At 70.2% G+C, this 17,862-nt stretch carries 18 protein-coding genes; 7 read left to right on the top strand and 11 right to left on the bottom strand.

What is annotated here, in order from left to right; translation table 11 throughout:
• The first annotated feature begins 81 nt into the window (after positions 1 to 81).
• Positions 82 to 1,515 (top strand): MFS transporter, encoded by a 1,434-nt coding sequence (locus ACZ6NZ_RS28245; RefSeq protein ID WP_465860985.1) that lies wholly within the window; start codon positions 82 to 84, stop codon positions 1,513 to 1,515.
• Between the two features lie 418 nt (positions 1,516 to 1,933).
• Here the strand turns inward: ACZ6NZ_RS28245 and ACZ6NZ_RS28240 are convergent, their stop codons facing one another.
• From ACZ6NZ_RS28240 to ACZ6NZ_RS28220, 5 genes are all read right to left on the bottom strand, one after another.
• The gene (locus tag ACZ6NZ_RS28240; protein ID WP_465861131.1) at positions 1,934 to 3,607 is read right to left on the bottom strand and encodes a glycoside hydrolase family 13 protein; all 1,674 of its coding nucleotides are present in this window, start codon (positions 3,605 to 3,607) and stop codon (positions 1,934 to 1,936) included.
• 30 nt (positions 3,608 to 3,637) lie between these two features.
• Positions 3,638 to 4,684 carry a LacI family DNA-binding transcriptional regulator gene (locus ACZ6NZ_RS28235; RefSeq protein ID WP_366608100.1) on the bottom strand — a complete coding sequence of 349 codons (1,047 nt, stop codon included), beginning with the start codon at positions 4,682 to 4,684 and terminating at the stop codon, positions 3,638 to 3,640.
• A 69-nt stretch (positions 4,685 to 4,753) separates the two neighbouring features.
• Positions 4,754 to 5,722 carry a carbohydrate ABC transporter permease gene (locus tag ACZ6NZ_RS28230; RefSeq protein WP_366608101.1) on the bottom strand — a complete coding sequence of 323 codons (969 nt, stop codon included), beginning with the start codon at positions 5,720 to 5,722 and terminating at the stop codon, positions 4,754 to 4,756.
• Between the two features lies 1 nt (position 5,723).
• Positions 5,724 to 6,770: a carbohydrate ABC transporter permease gene (locus ACZ6NZ_RS28225; protein ID WP_366608102.1), complete on the bottom strand. Its 1,047-nt coding sequence runs from the start codon at positions 6,768 to 6,770 to the stop codon at positions 5,724 to 5,726.
• A gap of 70 nt (positions 6,771 to 6,840) precedes the next feature.
• Positions 6,841 to 8,187 (bottom strand): ABC transporter substrate-binding protein, encoded by a 1,347-nt coding sequence (locus tag ACZ6NZ_RS28220; protein ID WP_366608103.1) that lies wholly within the window; start codon positions 8,185 to 8,187, stop codon positions 6,841 to 6,843.
• Between the two features lie 251 nt (positions 8,188 to 8,438).
• Here ACZ6NZ_RS28220 and ACZ6NZ_RS28215 point away from each other — a divergent pair, with 251 nt between their 5' ends.
• Positions 8,439 to 9,212, top strand: a complete 774-nt coding sequence (locus ACZ6NZ_RS28215) for a M23 family metallopeptidase (protein WP_465860984.1) — start codon at positions 8,439 to 8,441, stop codon at positions 9,210 to 9,212.
• Between the two features lie 51 nt (positions 9,213 to 9,263).
• Here the strand turns inward: ACZ6NZ_RS28215 and ACZ6NZ_RS28210 are convergent, their stop codons facing one another.
• The 5 genes from ACZ6NZ_RS28210 to ACZ6NZ_RS28190 all read right to left on the bottom strand — a co-directional run bounded on the left by ACZ6NZ_RS28210 (position 9,264) and on the right by ACZ6NZ_RS28190 (position 11,749).
• On the bottom strand, positions 9,264 to 9,758 hold the full coding sequence (locus ACZ6NZ_RS28210; protein ID WP_465860983.1) for a TspO/MBR family protein: 495 nt from the start codon (positions 9,756 to 9,758) through the stop codon (positions 9,264 to 9,266).
• A gap of 171 nt (positions 9,759 to 9,929) precedes the next feature.
• Positions 9,930 to 10,073, bottom strand: coding sequence for a GPGG-motif small membrane protein (locus tag ACZ6NZ_RS28205; RefSeq protein ID WP_007464364.1), 144 nt, complete (start codon positions 10,071 to 10,073; stop codon positions 9,930 to 9,932).
• Positions 10,064 to 10,840 (bottom strand): metallophosphoesterase family protein, encoded by a 777-nt coding sequence (locus ACZ6NZ_RS28200; RefSeq protein ID WP_465860982.1) that lies wholly within the window; start codon positions 10,838 to 10,840, stop codon positions 10,064 to 10,066. The genes ACZ6NZ_RS28205 and ACZ6NZ_RS28200 overlap by 10 nt, the downstream gene beginning before the upstream one ends.
• Positions 10,841 to 10,850: 10 nt before the next feature.
• A complete protein-coding gene (locus ACZ6NZ_RS28195) occupies positions 10,851 to 11,126 on the bottom strand; it encodes a hypothetical protein (protein ID WP_366608107.1) in 276 nt (91 codons plus the stop codon).
• Positions 11,123 to 11,749: a nucleotidyltransferase family protein gene (locus ACZ6NZ_RS28190; protein WP_465861130.1), complete on the bottom strand. Its 627-nt coding sequence runs from the start codon at positions 11,747 to 11,749 to the stop codon at positions 11,123 to 11,125. The genes ACZ6NZ_RS28195 and ACZ6NZ_RS28190 overlap by 4 nt, the downstream gene beginning before the upstream one ends.
• Positions 11,750 to 11,890: 141 nt before the next feature.
• On the opposite strand from ACZ6NZ_RS28190, the gene ACZ6NZ_RS28185 reads away from it, so the two are divergent.
• Complete coding sequence (locus ACZ6NZ_RS28185) at positions 11,891 to 12,559, top strand: nucleoside/nucleotide kinase family protein (protein WP_355009013.1); 669 nt, start codon at positions 11,891 to 11,893, stop codon at positions 12,557 to 12,559.
• On the opposite strand, the gene ACZ6NZ_RS28180 is transcribed toward ACZ6NZ_RS28185, so the two are convergent.
• On the bottom strand, positions 12,544 to 13,236 hold the full coding sequence (locus tag ACZ6NZ_RS28180) for an SDR family NAD(P)-dependent oxidoreductase (RefSeq protein WP_465860981.1): 693 nt from the start codon (positions 13,234 to 13,236) through the stop codon (positions 12,544 to 12,546). The genes ACZ6NZ_RS28185 and ACZ6NZ_RS28180 overlap by 16 nt on opposite strands.
• Before the next feature lie 306 nt (positions 13,237 to 13,542).
• Between ACZ6NZ_RS28180 and ACZ6NZ_RS28175 the strand changes: the two genes are divergently transcribed.
• The 4 genes from ACZ6NZ_RS28175 (at position 13,543) to ACZ6NZ_RS28160 (ending at position 17,855) form a co-directional block, all read left to right on the top strand.
• The gene (locus ACZ6NZ_RS28175) at positions 13,543 to 14,559 is read left to right on the top strand and encodes an NAD-dependent epimerase/dehydratase family protein (protein WP_465860980.1); all 1,017 of its coding nucleotides are present in this window, start codon (positions 13,543 to 13,545) and stop codon (positions 14,557 to 14,559) included.
• A gap of 75 nt (positions 14,560 to 14,634) precedes the next feature.
• Entirely contained in the window at positions 14,635 to 15,549 is a 915-nt protein-coding gene (locus tag ACZ6NZ_RS28170; RefSeq protein WP_355008959.1) for a MurR/RpiR family transcriptional regulator, read from the top strand.
• Positions 15,546 to 16,487 carry an N-acetylmuramic acid 6-phosphate etherase gene (murQ, locus tag ACZ6NZ_RS28165; RefSeq protein WP_366608111.1) on the top strand — a complete coding sequence of 314 codons (942 nt, stop codon included), beginning with the start codon at positions 15,546 to 15,548 and terminating at the stop codon, positions 16,485 to 16,487. The genes ACZ6NZ_RS28170 and murQ overlap by 4 nt, the downstream gene beginning before the upstream one ends.
• A 378-nt stretch (positions 16,488 to 16,865) precedes the next feature.
• Positions 16,866 to 17,855, top strand: a complete 990-nt coding sequence (locus ACZ6NZ_RS28160) for a sigma-70 family RNA polymerase sigma factor (RefSeq protein WP_091405669.1) — start codon at positions 16,866 to 16,868, stop codon at positions 17,853 to 17,855.
• The last annotated feature ends 7 nt before the right edge of the window (positions 17,856 to 17,862 follow it).

The raw sequence follows: 17,862 nt of genomic DNA, 5'->3' as shown, positions 1-17,862 counted from the left end.
GCGCGGGTGGGTGCCGGTCACCGTCGACCGGCACCCACCCGCGTGACGACCTCCCGTACGCGGTCTGGTTGGCTGCCGTTCATGACGGTGACCAGTGGCGGGCCCGGCCTGCGCCCGCACGGTCGGGGCGGTGGGCGGGCGCACCGGTTCTACAGCGTGGTGGTGTTCGTGCTGCTCGCCTCGCTGGACAACGTGGCGATCGGGTTGGTCCCCCCGCTGTACGGCCCGATCGCCGACGCATTCGACGTGTCCGGTCGGCTGCTCGGCGTGGTCACCGCGGTCAGCTTCCTGGTCAGTGCGGTCGCGGCGGTCGGCTGGGCGTACGTCGGTGACCACACCAACCGCAAGCCGCTGCTCATGGTGGGCACCCTGCTCTGGGCGGCGGGCACCGGCGGCAGCGCGCTCGCCAGCGGTTACCTGACGTTCCTGGCCGCGCAACTGGTCGCGGCGGTCGGCCTCGGCGCGGTCGGCTCGGTGGGCTTCTCCGTGGTGACCGACCTGATCTCACCGACCCGGCGCGGGCTGGTGATGAGCTTCTGGGGGCTCTCTCAGGGGGTCGGCACCCTCGCGGGCACCCTCGTCGGCGGGCTGCTCGGGGCTGCCGACTGGCGTCGGCCGTTCCTGCTGTTGACCGGCGTCGGCCTGGTCGCCACGGTCGCCTACCTGTTCACGTACGACGTGCGGCGGGGCCAGAGCGAGCCGGAACTGGCCGGCAGGTTGGACGCCGGCGCCGAGTACGACTACCGGATCAGCCGCGCCGACCTGCCGCGCATCCTGGCCCGACGGACCAACCGGTGGCTGATCCTGCAGGGTCTGACCGCGCAGGCCGCGTTCGGCTCGTTGGTCTGGCTGCCGGTGCTGTTCGCCGAACGGGCCGAGGCCCAGGGCTACTCCACGTCGACGGCCGTGGTGGTGGGTAGTGTCTTCGCCACCCTGTTCCAGCTCGGTGGGGTGCTGTCCATCGTGGGCGGGCTGATCGGTGACGCCGTGCAACGGCGTACGCCGCGAGGGCGAGCGCTCGTCGCCTCGATCGGCATCCTCGCCGCGCTGCCGTTCTACCTGGTGTTGTTCTTCGTGCCGGTCACCATCGACGTGCCGGACGGCGCGAGCGGCGGCGCGGTGGTGGGTGCGGTACTGGCCAGTGTGTTCACCGAGCCGTCGGTCGGGCTGAGCCTGCTCACCGCCGTCGTGGCGCTCGCGTTGACGTCGGCGAACTCGCCGAACTGGTTCGCGTTGATCGCCGACGTCAACCCGCCGGAGCACCGGGGCACTGTCTACAGCCTGGGCAACCTGGTGAACGGGGTCGGTCGCGCCGCCGGCAACGGGCTGGTCGGGGTGGCCTTCCAGGCGTTGCGAGTGGCGTTCCCGCCACCGCTGAACTTCGCCGTCGGGCTGGCCGCGTTCCAGCTCTTCTTCATCCCGACGGGGGTCATGTACTGGCTCGCCTCGCGAACCTCACCCGCGGACATCGACAACGTCCACGACCTGCTACACACCCGAGCCGACCACCTCTGACCGCCCCCACCCCGCGCCCCCACCCCGCGCCCCCACCCCTCGACCCGCCCCCCGTGATCGATCAAGGAGTTGTGGTGGGTGACAAATAACCCACATGCCCCCAATCCGGGCACCACAACCCCATGATCGACAAAGTCAGGCCGCACTCCTCCGCGATCTTGCACTTTGTGTCATGGCATAGCTGACATTCTGCGCATCTCGACAACAGCAACTCACAGATCGGCGCGGGTGCCGCGTTCTGCAGAGACGAGCCGGGCTGCGGGGTGCGTTGCCGTGTCCTTGGCTCGGCTGGACACGGTCAGCAGGGCTGTCGGCGCGGGGTGAATCGTTTACGACATCAGCTCCATAGCGGCCCGCTCCACGTCGACCGGCCCGCCCGCGAGTACCGATCGGCGGGACGGGCCGGTTGGCGTGTGGGTCAGCCGCGCAGCCAAACGGTCACGTCGGTGGGGACCGCGCCGTCGTCGTCGAGCGGGGCGCTGCTGGTGAGCACCTCGGCGTCGGCCGGCACCGGCACCGGCACGGCACCGAAGTTGGTCAGCACGGTCAACTCACCGTTGCGGAAGCTCAGCACCTCGTCGCCCGAGGACAACCACTCCAGGGTGCCGCGACCCAGCCCGTGGGCACGGCGCAGACGCAACGCCGCGCGGTACAGCTCGTACGTCGAACCGGGCACGTCGCGTTGGCGGTCCAGCGCGTACTCCGCCCAGAGCGCGGGCTGCGGCAACCAGCTCGCGTCGGTCGGCCCGAAGCCGTACGACGGGGCGTCGGCCTCCCACGGGATCGGCACCCGGCAGCCGTCCCGACCGCGCTGGGTGTGACCGCTGCGCGCCCAGGTCGGGTCCTGCCGGGCCTCGTCGGGCAGGGTGGTGTGCTCGGGCAGCCCCAGCTCCTCACCCTGGTAGAGGTACGCCGAGCCGGGCAGCGCCAGCATCAGCAGGGTGGCCGCCCGGGCGCGGCGCAGACCGAGTGCGGCGTCCGGCTGCGGATCGCCGATGCCGATGCCGTTGGGGCGTACGGTGCCGATCGGCAGGCCGAGCCGGGAGGCGTGCCGCACCACGTCGTGGTTGGACAGCACCCAGGTGGTCGGCGCGCCGACCGAGTCGGTCGCCTCCAACGAACGGGTGATCACCGCGTACTGGGCCGGTGCGCTCCATGCGGCCAGCAGGTACTCGAAGTTGAACGCCTGGTGCATCTCGTCCGGGCGCACGTAGCGGGCCAGTCGCTCGGCCGGTTCCACCCAGGCCTCGGCGACCAGCACCCGCTCGCCGGGGTAGCTGTCCAACACCTGCCGCCACTGCCGGTAGATCTCGTGCACGCCGTCCTGGTCCCACATCGGCGGGCGGGGCTTGTCGATCTCGTTGCCGGAGAGGATCTCCTGCGGCTCCTGCCAGTCGGCCAGGTCGGCCTGCTTGATGAGGCCGTGCGCCACGTCGACCCGGAAGCCGTCCACGCCGCGGTCCAGCCAGAAGCGCAGCACGTCCAGGAACTCCGCGTGCACCTCCGGGTTGTCCCAGTTGAGGTCCGGCTGCCCGGTGTCGAACAGGTGCAGGTACCACTGGCCGGGCTGCCCGTCGGCGTCGACCGTCCGGGTCCAGGCCGGGCCACCGAAGACGCTCTGCCAGTCGTTCGGCGGCTGGTCGCCGGCCGGACCACGGCCGTCCCGGAAGACGTACCGCGACCGTTCCGCGCTGCCGGGCGCGGCCGGCAGCGCGGCCTGGAACCAGCGGTGCGCCGACGAGGTGTGGTTCGGCACCAGGTCGACGATCACCCGCAGGTTGCGGGCCCGGGCCTCGGCGATCAGCTTGTCCGCGTCGGCGAGGGTGCCGAACAGCGGGTCGATGTCGCGGTAGTCGGCCACGTCGTAGCCGGCGTCGGCCTGCGGCGAGGGGTAGAAGGGGGAGAGCCACACCGCGTCCACGCCCAGCTCGACCAGGTGGTCGAGGCGGGCGGTGATGCCGGGCAGGTCACCGATGCCGTCCCCGTCCGAGTCGGCGAAGGAGCGGGGGTAGATCTGGTAGATGGCGGCCTCGGTCCACCAGCCGGTGGCCGGGGGACCGGAGGGGGTCTGCTGGGTCGGGTCGGTGTTCAGGGTCGTCTCCCGTGTTGCGGTGTGTGGATTTCAGTGTGCCCGGGGCGGTGCTGTCGAGTCCCGGACCACCAACCGGGTGGGCAGGACCACCGGAGTGTCGCAACCGGCGCCCCGTTGACTGACGACGGGCCCCGGCGGTCGGGCGCCGAGCGGGTCGAGCAACATCTGGGCGGCCAGCCGGCCCTGCTCGGCAGCGGGCTGGGCGACGGTACTGAGCCCGAGCACGCCGGCCAGGTCGTGGTCGTCGATGCCGACCACGCTGACGTCCTGCGGCACCCGCAGTCCGACGTCGCGCAGGGCGGTCATCGCGCCCATCGCCATTTCGTCGCAGGCGGCGACGATCGCGGTCGGTGGCTCGCCGCGGGCCAGCAATTCGGCCGCGGCCCGGTTGCCACCGTCGATGGTGAAGGTGGACTCGATGTCCAGGGTGGGGTCGGGTCGCAGGCCGGCGGAGCGTAGTGCCGCCTGGTAACCCCGCCGTCGGTCGAGGTGGGTGGTGAAGGCCAACTCGTCGTCCGGGTCGCCGGAGATGTGGGCGATGCGGTGATGGCCGAGGTCGATCAGATGCTTTGTCGCGACCCGCGCGGCCGCCACGTCGTCGATGCGTACGCACGGCCAGTTCGGCACCCGGCTGCCCGAGCTGATGGTGACGCCGGGCAGTTCCAGCGTGGCCAGCGCGGTCAGGTCGGCCGGACGCAGCGGTGTGGCGACCAGCATCATGGCGTCCACCCGCTTGTGCAGGTTGGCCGTCCGCAGGACCCGCTGGCGGACCTGCTCCCGGCCGCCCAGGTTGTAGAGCAGCAGGTCGTAGCCGGACTGGTGGAGGTACTCCTCGACCGCCTCGACGACGGTGCTGAAGAACCAGCGGGTGATCCGGGGGACCACCACCGCCACCGTGCCGGTCCGGCCCCCGGCGAGCCGGGACGCGCTCGGCGAGACCTCGTAGTCCAGTTGCTCGGCGGCGGCGAGCACCCGGCGTCGGGTGGCGGCCGAGACCGTCGGTAGTCCGCGCAGCGCCCGCGAGACGGTGGCCGTGGACACACCGGCCAGCCGGGCCACATCATCGATCCTCGTCACGGTTTCCCCCGCTCGGTGCCCGGAGCGCCCGCCGCCGCCCGAGGGGCCAGGCGGCGGCGGGCGCTCGGGTCAGCCCTTGACGCTGCCCGCGAGCAGACCTCGCACGAAGAAGCGCTGCAGGGACAGGAACACGATGAGGGGTACGACGATGCTGACGAACGCGCCGGCGGTGAGGCGCTGCCACTCGTTGCCCCGGGTGCCGGCCATCTCGGCGAGCCGGACGGTGAGTGGGGCGGTCTCGTTGCCGCCGCCCGCGAAGATCAGCGCCACCAGCAGGTCGTTCCAGACCCAGAGGAACTGGAAGATGCCGAATGCCGCCAGCGCCGGGGTGATCAGCGGCAGCACGATGGTGCGGAAGATCTTCGGGTGGGTGGCCCCGTCGACGCGGGCCGCCTCCATCAGGTCACCCGGCAGCTGCGAGATGAAGTTGTGCAGCAGGAAGACGGCGAACGGGAGCGCGAAGCAGGTGTGGGCGAACCACACCTGGGCGAACTTCTGCTCGTCGACCAGGTCCCAGGCGGGCATCAGGGTGACGCCGCCGACGGTGACCCCGGTGGAGAAGAACCTCAGCAGCGGCACCAGGGCCATCTGCAGCGGCACGATCTGCAACGCGAAGATCGCGATGTAGAGCCAGTCCCGGCCGCGGAAGTTGATCCACGCGAGGGCGTACGCGGCGAGGCACGCGAAGGCGAGCGGGAAGAGTACCGACGGGATGGTGATCGCCAGCGAGTTGATGAAGGAACCGGCGAGCTGCCCGGAGGACCCCGACCGCCCGAACAGGACCTGCTCGTAGTTCTCGAACGTGAACTGGGGGTTGGTGAAGGCCGTCCACCAGCCGGTGGTCTTGATCTCGTCCTCCGGTCGGAGGGAGGAGACGAGCAGGCCGAAGGTCGGGATCGTCCAGACGACCGCGATGACGATCGAGACCAGCGTCGCGGTACGGCTGTTCAACCGCTTGCGGACCCGGCCGGCCGCGCTGGTCGGGGTGCCGCCGGTCTTCTGGGCGCCGGCGGCGACGGTGGGCGTTGCGGTGGTCATCTCAGCCCTCCCGCTGTTGACGGAGGTTACGGATCTGGTAGATCACGACCGGGATGACCAGGACGAAGAGGAAGACCGCGAGGGCGGAACCGCGCCCGTTCTCGCTGTACCGGAACGCCTGGTTGTACATCTCGTTGGCGATCACGCTGGTGTCGTAGTTGCCGTTGGTCGAGGTCCGGACGATGTCGAAGACCTTGAGCGTGGCGATCGTGAGGGTCACCATCACGACGATCAGCGCCGGTCGGATGCTCGGCATGGTGATCTGCCAGAACATCTGCCACGGGCTGACCCCGTCGAGCCGGGCGGCTTCGACGATGTCGCCGGGGATCGCCTTGATGGCCGCGGAGAGCACCACCATGGCGAAACCGGCCTGGATCCAGATCATGATGACGACCAGCAGCAGGGTGTTGAGGGGGGATTCGAGGAGCCACTGCTTGGGCTCACCGCCCAGGCTCACCACGATCTGGTTGAGCAGACCGATCTGGTCCCCGTCACCCCGGTAGGCGTAGACGAACTTCCAGATGATGCTGGCGCCGACGAAGGAGATGGCCATCGGCAGGAAGATCAGTGACTTGGCCACGGCCTCGAACCGGGCCTTGTCCACCAGTACGGCGTAGATCAGGCCGAACCCGGTCGCCACCAGTGGCACGAGGAGCACCCAGATGAGGGTGTTGATCAGGACCCGGACGATGGCGTCGTCGGAGAACATCCAGCCGAAGTTCTCCAGCCCCACCCATTCCGTGCTGGTCCTGTCCATCAGGGAGAGCAGCACGGTGCGGATGGCCGGCACGACCAGACCGATGACGAGCAGCAGCAGGGTCGGCAACAGGAAGAAGAACGCGAAGACCCCCTCCCGCTGCTTGAGTCGGCGGGGGAGTGGAGCACCACCCGTCGAGGCGGCGACGAGCTGTGCCTCCCGTCGCCGGGCGAACCAGGCCGGTACCACGTCGAGCAGCAGGAGCAGACCGCCAACCACCACCACGAAGGCGACCAGCCCGTACATCAGCATGAGGAACTTCGGCTGCTGATCGGCGAAGTCGAACTTCATCAACCCTCCCTTCCGGGTCCACCTCGGCCGGTGGCCCGGCCCGCGAACGCGGACCGGGCCACCGCCGGGATCACTTAGGCCAGCTGCTCTCGATGCCCTGGAGCACCGGGACGGTCGCCTTGCCGTTCAGCCAATCGATCATGCCCTTCCAGAACGTTCCCGCACCGACGCCGGCCGGCATCAGGTCGGATCCGTCGAAGCGGAAGGTGCCCGTCTTGTCCTGCAGGATCTGGACGGAGAGCTTGTCGATCGGGCTGGCGACGTTGTTGATGTCCAGCTTGTTGTTCGCCGTGACCCAGTTGCCGAGCTTCGCGCGGCTGTTCACGTACTCCGCCGAGACGAGGTAGGTCTGCACGGCCTGGACCTCGGGACGGTCGGCGTAGCCGACGACGAACTCGCCCGCGCCCAGCACCGGCTTGCCCTTGGCCGGGTCGATGGCCGGGAAGTAGAAGGCGAACGCGTCGCCGTCCTCGGCCACCTTGGTGCCCTCGGGGAACTGGTTGGCGTAGAACGACGCCTGTCGGTGCATCGCGCACTTGCCGGTGGTCACCGGCAGGCCCGCCTCCTGGAAGGCGGTGGTGGTGATGCTCTTGACGCCGCCGAAGCCGCCGTTGACGTACTTCTCGTTCTTGAGGATGCTGCCGGCGCGGTCGACCGCGTCGACGATCTTCGGGTCGTTGAACGGGATGGCGTGGGTGGTCCACTGGTCGTAGACCTCGGGACCCTGCGTACGCAGGACCACGTCCTCGATCCAGTCGGTGGCCGGCCAGCCGGTGGCGTCACCGGACTCGACGCCCGCGCACCACGGCTTGGTGCCGCTGGCGGCGATCTTGTCGCTCAGGGCGATGAGCTGGTCCCAGGTGGTCGGAACCTCCCAGCCCTTCTCCTTGAACGTCTTCGGCGAGTACCAGACGAAGGACTTCACGTTGGCGCCGAGCGGCACGCCGTAGAGCGTCCCGTTGACGGTGCCGTACTTCAGCCAGTCGGCCGGCATGTTCTGCTCGGCGAGGGCCTTGGTGTCGGCGCCGAGGGACTTCAGCTTGCCGGCGTCCGCGAACCGCTTCACCAGGCCCGGCTGCGGCACGAAGGCGATGTCGGGGGCGTTGCCACCGTCGACCCGGACGGGGAGCTGCGCCTCGAACTCGCCGCTGCCCTCGTAGTCGATCTCGATGCCGGTGCAGTCGGTGAACTGCGACCACGACCGCTCCAGCAGGTCGGCCTCGGCGTCACGGATGGACGCGTAGATGGAGACCTTCTTGCCGTCGTGGCCCTGGTACTTGTCGTATGCGGCGCACTCCGCGGAACCCGCTTTGCTGCTCTTCTTGTCGTCGCCGGTACCGCAGGCGGTGGCGCTGAGCGCCAGCCCGACTACACCGGCGATCACGAAGGCCTGGCGTGGTCTGGTAAAGACCGCCATGCCGTCCTCCTTCCTAGCCGGCGCGGTCTTCGTTGGTGACCCGTCGCCGGTCCGATTGGGCGTGCACACATGTAAGCGCTTGCATCCGGCCCGGTCCACCCCCTGTCAGACACGAGCGAGTAACAATCCGGAAACCTGCGGGCTGCCTGGTGGGCGCGTTTGCGGGACAGGCTGAGGACTCTTTCGAAGATTGACGATATCTGTCAGGCTAGCCCCACCGGATCGAAGGTTTTCGACATAGGAGGAGCTGTATGCGAAAGCGGTGGATCAGCCTGTTGGTGACGGGTCTCCTCGTCGGGGGAGCGCTGGTGCCGGCGACCCCGGCCCTGGCCGCGCCGACCTTCAAGGTGCCGTTCCCGTGCGGCCAGTCCTGGTCCGGGCAGACCCGGTCGGGCCACAGCCCGGCGAACGCGGTCGACTTCAACCGCACGGACGACCTGGGCGACCCGGTGGTCGCCAGCGCCCCGGGCACCGTCGACCGGGTGACCGACCTCGGTGGCACCAGCTACGGCAAGTACGTCCGGATCAACCACGGCGGCGGTTACAGCACCTACTACGCGCACCTCAACGGCTTCAACGTCTCGGTCGGGCAGACGGTCGGGTACGGCAAGGTGCTCGGCTGGGTCGGCAGCACCGGTGGATCGACCGGCCCCCACCTGCACTACGAGCAGCGCCTCAACGGCGGCGACATCCAGGTCCGCTTCAACGGCACCCTCGCGCTCTACTGGGGCACCAAGAACTACACCAGTGACAACGGGTGCTCCTCGGGCAGCGGCAACGGCACCGTCGACACCAGCGGCACGCCACTGACCGTCCGCTCCGGGCCCGGCACCGGGTACGCCTCGGTGGGCACCGTCGCGGACGGCACCCGGGTGACGATCGCCTGCCAGACCAGTGGCACCACGGTCACCGGCACGTACGGCACCAGCTCGATCTGGGACCGGATCGGCTCCGGCCGCTACATCGCCGACGCGTACGTCTACACCGGCTCCGACGGCTACATCCCGGGCGTGCCCCGCTGCTGACCCGGTGACGGTCACGGTCCCCGGCGGGCGCCGCCGCCGGGGACCGTGCGGTCAGTTGTTGAGCTGCCAGATCGACAGGTTCAACGCGGCGGCGAAGGTGACCCAGGCCCAGTACGGCAGCAGCAGCGCCATCGCCACCCGGGACACCCGGGCGAACAGCACCACGGTCAGGCCGATCGCCAGCCACATCAGCACGATCTCGGCGAACGCGAGACCGTACTGCCCGGCGCCGAAGAACAGCGGGGTCCAGATCGCGTTGAGCACCAGTTGGGCGGTCCACGCCCAGAGGGCGGCGGAGAAGCCGACCCGGCGCCACACCAGCCAGCCGGCCACCGCGATCAGCGCGTAGAGCAGTGACCAGACCGGGCCGAAGAGCCACGAGGGCGGGGCCCAGCCGGGCTGCCGCAGGTTCGCGTACTCCTCGGTGGTGCCCTGCACACCCAGGCCGCCGATCGCGGCCGCGACGAAGACCGCCGCCGCGAAGCCGGCGAGGGCCCACCACGCGCGGCGCCCGGACGTCGCCGACGCGTCCCGAGATATCTCCATGGTCGAGATATTTCCTCTCGGCGCCCGCTCAAACCGCCGAGCGGAGGGGCGGTTCACCGGGCCGGCCAGCTACAAAAAAGCGCCGGGATCGCCGCGGCCGGTGCTTCTGTCGGGAGGACGAAGCTCCGGTCGCGGCGACCCCGACGGGTCCCGGTGTTGAAGGTGAGAGCGCTAATTGAAGATGCTGACGCCACCCGGGCCGACCAACAGCCCGACGACGATGAGGACGATGCCCCACAGGATCTGCCGGCGGAACAGCGCGAGGATGCCGGCGACCACGAGTACGACTGCGAGAATCCAGAGAATCAGCTCCATGACCTCTGACTACCCGACTGGCCGATCGGGGAAACCTGGTCGGTGTCAAGTTGATCGCCAACGTGGAAGACGCTGTACGCCTGCTTGATCACCGGGTGCGCGACGTTGCGGACGCGTACCCCTCCGGGGGTCGTGCCGCGCTCGGTGCCGGCGTGCGCGTGCCCGTGCACGGCCAGCGCCGTGGGCGCCGAGTCGATCGCCTGCCCCAGTTGGTACGAGCCCAGGAAGGGGTAGATCTCCAACGGCTCGCCGGCCAGCGTGTCCGGCACCGGCGCGTAGTGGGTGAGCGCGACCAGCATGTCGCAGTCCAGCGAGCGCAGCGCCGCGCCGAGACGGTCCGCGCTTTCGGTGGTGGTGCGCACGAAGGCCTTCATCTCGGGCTCGCCGAAGTCACTGGCGCACCGCCCGGCGAACCCGCCGCCGAAGCCCTTGACGCCGGCGATGCCGAGCCGGCCGCCCGCGCAGTCCAGCACGACGCCGTTGCCCTCCAGCACCGTGATGCCCGCGTCCTCCAGAACCTTGGTCACCTGTGGCACCTGGTCACACTGGTGGTCGTGGTTGCCCAGCACGGTCACCACCGGTACGGCCAACCCGCCGAACTCCTCTGCCACGCAGCGCGCCTCGGCCTCGGTGCCGTGCCGGGTCAGATCCCCGGCCAACAGCAGCACATCGGCGCACTCCGGCAGCTCCTCCAGCGCCGGTCGGAACCGGCCGACCACGTCCTCGTCCAGATGCACGTCGCCCACAGCGGCAATCCGGATCACCATGGAACCTCCCTCAGGGCAGTTGCTCGATCTCCGTGGGCGCTTGGGCGCGGATCACCCCGATGTCGCTGGTGACCGGCACGTCCGGGAAGCGCTCGGACACCCGGCGCAGGATCTCCTCCCGCCGCTGCGGACTCTCGACCTCGCCGTAGAGCACGAGGGCGCGTTCCCGTCGAACCACTGTGATCCCCTGTTCGGCGACGGCGGGGTCCTCGACGAGCAGCCGTTGGATCTCCGCCTCGACGTACTCGTCGGGTGGCCCGGTGTCGATGTCGCGATGATGGGTCACGATGTCCCCTCTCCTGACTGGGTGTCGGCGGCCGACACCACCTCCAGCCGGTCCAGCAGCACCAGGAACGCCTCGGCGTACGGCGAGTGCTGCGTCTCCTTGCGTACCCGTTCCCAGTCGATCTGCTCCCGCAGTGAGCGGGCCAGCGGCAGACCGCGGGCGAAGTCGCAGTAGTGCTGGGAGAAGCTGAGCAGTTTGTGCACCATCAGCTGGGTCGCGGACAGCACCGGCATGCGGATCGCGTCCACCGGTCGGATGACGGTGTCGGCGAACGTCTCCTCGGTGACCGGCGTCTCGATCGGCCGGTGGATCAGGTCCACCATCCGGCCGTCGTCGAAGACCTTCACCAGCCAGTCCTCCGGCGGACGCTCGGCGACGAAACCGGCGGCCACCAGGGCCTCCAACGCGTCTTCCACGTCGGCCTCGCGGATCAGGAAGTCGACGTCGTGATCGCTGGAGTGCCCCCCGTGGGCGTAGACCGCGAAGCTGCCGCCAAGGGCGAACGGAATCTCGGACTGCTTGAGCACGGCGGCGACCTTCTTGAGGGTGTGCACCAGACTCTCGTCTCCGCGCTCAGCCATCTGGGTTCCTCCGTCGTCGTGTTGGTGGACCGGCGGTTGGATTTCGAACTCCGGTACCCGGCATTCCGGTCGTCCACACCTGCGGGTGTCTCGGTCGGGCGTCAACCGGGATAAAGCACCACAAACCTCGCGGACCACGTGCGTGGGTCGGATAACCTGTGGAGAGTGGCCAGATCATCGGGGATGCGACGACGCAAGGCCCGATTGCGCACCGTCGCCCTGATCGGGATCGACGGTTCGGGTAAGACCACACAGGCACACCGGCTGGCCGACGCGCTGACCGCCGCCGGGCGCCCCGCCACCTACCGCCGCAACGCCAGTGGTCGCCGTTGGCTCGGCCGGATCGCCCAACGCCTCGGCCGGCCGGACGCGCAGCGGCTCGTCGGCCGCGACGGCGTGCTGGCGGTGGAGTCGGTACTGCGCTGGCTCGCCATCGCCATCGCCCTGATCAGCTGTCTGCTCACCGGCCGGACGGCGGTGATGGACCGCTACTCGGCCTGTCAGTACGCGTCCATCCGCGCGCACGGCGGGCAGCGCTGGGAGCGGCTCGCCCGGGCCGGCTACCGGCTGTTCCCGACGCCGCAGGTGACCTTCCTGCTCGCCGTCGACCCGGCGGAGGCGTACCGGCGCATTGAGGAACGCGGTACCGACCACGAGACGATGGGGTGGCTGACCGCCGCCGACACCGCCTACCGGGCACTGCCCGAGTACCCCAGCTTCGTGCTGGTGGACGCGGGCCGCCCGGCCGAGGAGGTGACCGAGCAGATCCAGGCGCACCTGGAGACCTGGCTACCGCCGTCCGCCCCGGGCGGAGAGGACCTCGGCCCGGTGGTGGCTCAGGCCCGCCCGTAGACCGGCACCGTGGCGCCGCTGGTCGGGGCGGAATCCACCGATGCGAGGAACCGGATCACCGGCGCGATCTCGGCCGGGGTGACCCAGCGGGAATGGTCGGCGTCGGGCTGGGCGGCCCGGTTCGCCGGCGTGTCGATGACGCTGGGCAGGACGGTGTTGCAGCGCACGTTCTGCGAGCGGTACTCCACCGCGACCGCGTTGGCGAAGGCCAGCACCGCCGCCTTGGCCGTCGAGTAGCCGGCCGCGCCGCGGAACGGCGTGACCGCCGCGCGGGCCGAGACGCAGACCACCGCGCCGCCGCCGGACGCCACCAGGTGCGGGAGCGCGGCCTGGGTGACCAGATAGGTCGGCCGCAGGTTGACGGTGAGCATCCGTTCGAACTCCTCGACCGGGGTCTCGTGCACCAACCCGCCGCTGGCGTACCCACCGACGAGGTTGACCACCGCCCGCAGCGGTGCCGCCGGTTCGCCGGCCGCGGCCTCGACCGCCTGCGCCGCGCCCGCCGCCTCGCCCAGGTCCGCGACCACGCGGACCAGTCCGGCCACCGCCGGCTCCGACCCGGGCCGGGCCTTCCGCTCCGGTACGACCACCCGCCAGCCCGCCTCGACGAACGCGGTGACGACCGCCCCGCCGAGCCCGCCGGAACCCCCGGTCACCAACACGCTGCGCTCCGCCATGCGCCTCACGCTAATACCCCTACCGTCCCCCGCGCCGACCTGCGCTCGTGGTCGGTGGTCGCGGGAGCCCGCGCTCGGGGTCCATTGCCGCGAGAATCCCCCTTTGCTCTGCACCCGCCGAGGCGACAGTCACGCTCGGTGAACGGGGGGCGGTAGGTGGCGCGAGTACGGGTGCAGAGCAAAGGGAGGCTCGGGGGAGCGGGGGCAGGACGGCAGCGGGGCGAGGCGGGGTGATGTTTCTTGATCGAGGTCTGCCATGGGCAGAATGTGTTGGGTTGTTCGGGTGTCGGGGCGCAGGATCGGCGGATGCGGATCCTCATTCTCGGTGGCACCAGGTTTCTCGGTCGGGCCACGGCCCAGCTCGCCGTGGAGCAGGGGCACGACGTGACCTGCGCGGCCCGGGGCGTGTCCGGGGCGGTGCCGGCCGGGGCGCGGTTCGTGGTGGCCGACCGGGATGATCCGGAGTCGCTCGTTCCGCTCGCCGCCGCGGGCTTCGACGCCGTGGTCGACGTGACCCGCCAGATCAGCCACGCCCGGCACGCGCTCGCCGCGCTCGCCGACCACGTCGGCCACTGGTCGTTCGTGTCGACGATCTCGGTGTACGCGGATGACACCACCCCGGGCCAGACCGCTGCGGACGCGCCGATCCTGGCGCCCGCCCCGCCGGACGTGGACGGTCCGGTCGGCCCGGATCACCGCTGGTACGGCGAGTGCAAGGTGAGCATCGAGGAGCTGGTCCGGGAGCGGGTGGGCGTGGGCCGTTCGTTCATCTGCCGGGCGGGGCTGATCGTCGGTGCGGAGGATCCGAGCGATCGTTTTCCGTACTGGGTGCGGCGGCTGTCGGCCGGTGGTGAGGTGCTGGCCCCCGGGCGTCCGACCGACCGGGTGCAGTTCGTGGACGTCGCCGATCTGGCGCGTTGGTTGCTGCACGCCGCCGGCACCGGCCTCAGCGGCACGTACGACGGCTCCGGTCCGGCGATGTCCCGGGCCGATCTGTTGGTCGGGGTGGCCGCCGGGCTGGGCGTCGCCGATCCGGCTCTCACCTGGGTCGACCAGGAGTTCCTGCTGTCCCACGACGTACGCGAGTGGTCGGGGGAGCGGGCGCTGCCGCTCTGGGTGCGACTGCCGGAGACCGCCGGCCTGATGGACCGGGACGTTCGACCGGCCCTGGACGCCGGTCTGACCGTCCGTCCGCTGGCCGATACCGTTCGGGCGACCGCGTCGTGGATGGCCGCACACCCGGCGGCCGTCCGGCAGGGTGGACTCGACCCGGCGGATGAGGCGGCGATCCTGCGGAAGTGGCAGGCTGTGCGGGACCGGTGATCCCGGCGATCGAAGTTTCCCCCACGTCGGACAGTCATGGTTGACGCTCACGCTTGGTGAAAGTAAGTTTCACCCGTGGCGAAGAGTCCGAAGATTTCTGCGAGTCACGAGCCCGGTGGGCTGATCGTCCACATCAGCGGGCTGTTGCCGTCGCTGTCGCCCGCCGAGCAGCGGGTCGCCCGGCTGGTCGTCTCCGACCCGGCGGCCGCCGCCCGGCGGACAATCACCGACCTCGCCACCGCAGCCGAGACATCCGAGGCGACAGTCATCCGGTTCTGCCGCTCGGTGGGCATGGACGGTTACCCCCAACTGCGCATCCGTCTCGCCGCCGAGGCCGCCCGCCGCATCGAGCCACCGGACGCCCGCGTGGTCGGCGGTGACATCCCGCCCGGTGCCGACCTCGCCCAGATCATCGCCACCATCGCGTTCAACGACGCTCGCGCCGTCGAGGAGACCGCCGAGCAACTCGACCCCGCCGTCTGCGAGCAGGTGGTCGAGGCGATCAGCGGCGCCGCTCGGATCGACATCTACGGAGCCGGCGCCAGCGGGTTCGTCGCCTCGGACTTCCAGCAGAAGCTGCACCGCATCGGCCGCATCGCCTTCTACTTCCCGGACGTGCACACCGCGCTGACCTCGGCCGCCCTCCTGGGCCGGGGAGACGTGGCGATCGGCATCTCGCACACCGGCACCACCTCCGACGTGATCGAGGTGCTGGAGCAGGCCCGTACCCGCGGTGCCGTGACCGTGGCACTGACCAACTTCCCGCGCTCGCCGATCACCGACGTGGCGGACTTCGTGTTGACCACGGCGGCCCGGGAGACGACCTACCGCTCCGGCGCGACGGCCAGCCGGCTGGCCCAGCTCACAGTGGTCGACTGCCTCTTCGTCGGGGTGGCCGCCCGCAACCGGGCCCGGGCCCGCAAGGCCCTGGAGGCGACCGCCGAGGCGGTCCAGTCGCACCGGGTGGGTGCCAACCGGAGGCGGGCATGACGGCCGGTGCGGAGATGCCCGCACGGCCCGTTCGGCCCACGGTCCGGGTGGGTGCCCCCACCGAACGGCGAAACCCGCTCAGCGTCGACCTTGATCTGATGTCGACCCGGGACGTGCTCACCGTGATCAACGAGGCGGACCGGCGGGTGCCCGCGGCGGTCGCCGCGGTGCTCGACGAGATCGCCACCACCGTCGACCTGGCTGTTGCGGCGCTACGCGGCGGTCACCGGGTGCACTACTTCGGGGCCGGCACCTCCGGCCGCCTGGGCGTGCTCGACGCGGCCGAACTGGCCCCCACCTTCAACTCGCCCCGACACTGGTTCTGCGCGCACCTCGCGGGAGGCCCGGACGCCATGTGGCGGGCCGTCGAGGACGCCGAGGACGACGACCGGGGCGGCGCGGTCGAAGCGGCCAGTTGTGTACGGGCCGGAGACCTGGTGGTTGGTCTGGCGGCCAGCGGACGCACCCCGTACGTCCTTGGGGCGCTGTCCGCGGCCCGCGCCAAGGGGGCCTCGACGGTGCTGCTCTGCGCCAATCCGGAGGCGGAGGCCGCCCGGTCGGTCGACGTGTTCATCGGGGTGGACACCGGACCCGAGGTGGTCACCGGGTCGACCCGGATGAAGGCGGGCACGGCACAGAAACTGGTGCTCAACACGTTCTCGACCGCCGTCATGGTGCGTCTGGGGCGGGTCTACTCGAACCTCATGATCGATATGGTCGCCACCAACGCGAAACTCCGCGGACGAATGATCTCGATTCTGGTCGAGGCCACCGGTTGCTCGGAGGAGCTTTCCCGGCAGGCCCTCACCGAGGCCGACGGGGACCTGAAGACGGCGCTCGTCGCCCTCGTCTCGGGTGCCGAGATCGACGCCGCCCGGGCCGCGCTGGCCCGCTCGGCGGACCAGGTGCGCGGCGCCCTCGCCCTGCTCACCTCATAGCGCCACCCGTCCCCCGGGAAGCGAATGGGCCCTCGGATTGTTCATCTGGCCGGGGGGTAATAACACCCCCCTGAATGAACCGACCGGCTCACCGGTGCGTATCTGGCAGTGACCAGGATCGCATCGTGGTGGTGATCCGGGTCGCTGTGCCCCCGCGACGGGCGGTGTTGCCATGGTGCGGTAACCCGTACGTGGTGCCCAGTGGCGAGCAACCCGACGGGTGCTGACAGCAAACATGGACCGTGCTCTCAGCTACTACTCAGGCATTCGTGACACTTTCGACTCACGACGAGGAATCCCCGACACGTCTCATCTGTTGTGTAGGTGTCAGCACCGATGGGCACAGCAGAAGTTACCAGGGGCTGACAGGTGTGGGGAATGGCAAGGAACCGGGCAACCGGCGCGAGCGAGGGGACCGTGGGCAACGTGGACAAGAACATCGGCATGCGAACCGACGAGGTTGCCGAGGAGCGCGACCTGGTCGGCGTCTACCTGCACGAGATCTCCCGGACGCCACTGCTGGACGCCGCCAAGGAGGTCGATCTCTCCAAGGCGATCGAGGCCGGCCTCTACGCCGAGCACCTGCTCGGTGAGGAAGCCGTTCCCGCCGGTGTCGACCGGGCCGACCTGGAATGGCTGGTCGTCGAGGGCGAGCGGGCGAAGGACCTCTTCATCCGCGCCAACCTCCGACTGGTCGTGTCGATCGCCCGGCGCTACGTGCGCTCGGGGATGCCCATGCTGGACCTGATCCAGGAGGGCAACACCGGCCTCGTCCGGGCGGTCGAGAAGTTCGACTACGAACGTGGCTACAAGTTCTCCACCTACGCCACCTGGTGGATCCGCCAGGCGATCAGCCGGGCGATCGCCCAGCAGGAGCGCACCGTCCGACTGCCGGTGCACCTGGTGGAGGACGTCAACCGGATGCGCAACGTGGCCCGGCAGCTGACCCGTGAGTTGGGCAGCGACCCGGAGCCGGAGCAGATCGCCAACGCCCTCGGCGTCACCGTCGAGCGGGTGAACGAGCTGCGCCGCTGGTCGCAGGACACCGTCTCGCTGGACACCCCGGTGGGCGACGACGGCGACACGAACCTCGGTGACCTGGTCGCCGACAGTGACGCGCCGTCGCCGGAGGACATCGTTCTCAGTGGCCTGGAGCGGCAGCGCATCGAGGGGCTGCTCAACCACCTCGACGACCGGTCCGCCGGCATCATGCGGGCCCGCTACGGGCTGGAGGACGGCCGGGAGCACTCGCTCACCGAGGTCGCGTCACGGTTCTCGCTGTCGCGCGAGCGGATCCGGCAACTGGAGATCCAGGCTCTCGGCCGGCTCCGTGAGCTGGCCCGGGCGGAGGGGCTGCAGGCAGCCTGACCTGGTA

The sequence above is a fragment of the Micromonospora sp. NPDC047756 genome (assembly GCF_055587245.1).
Note: the sequence above shows the minus strand (reverse complement) of the source record. Positions and strands in the feature narration are given on the sequence as shown.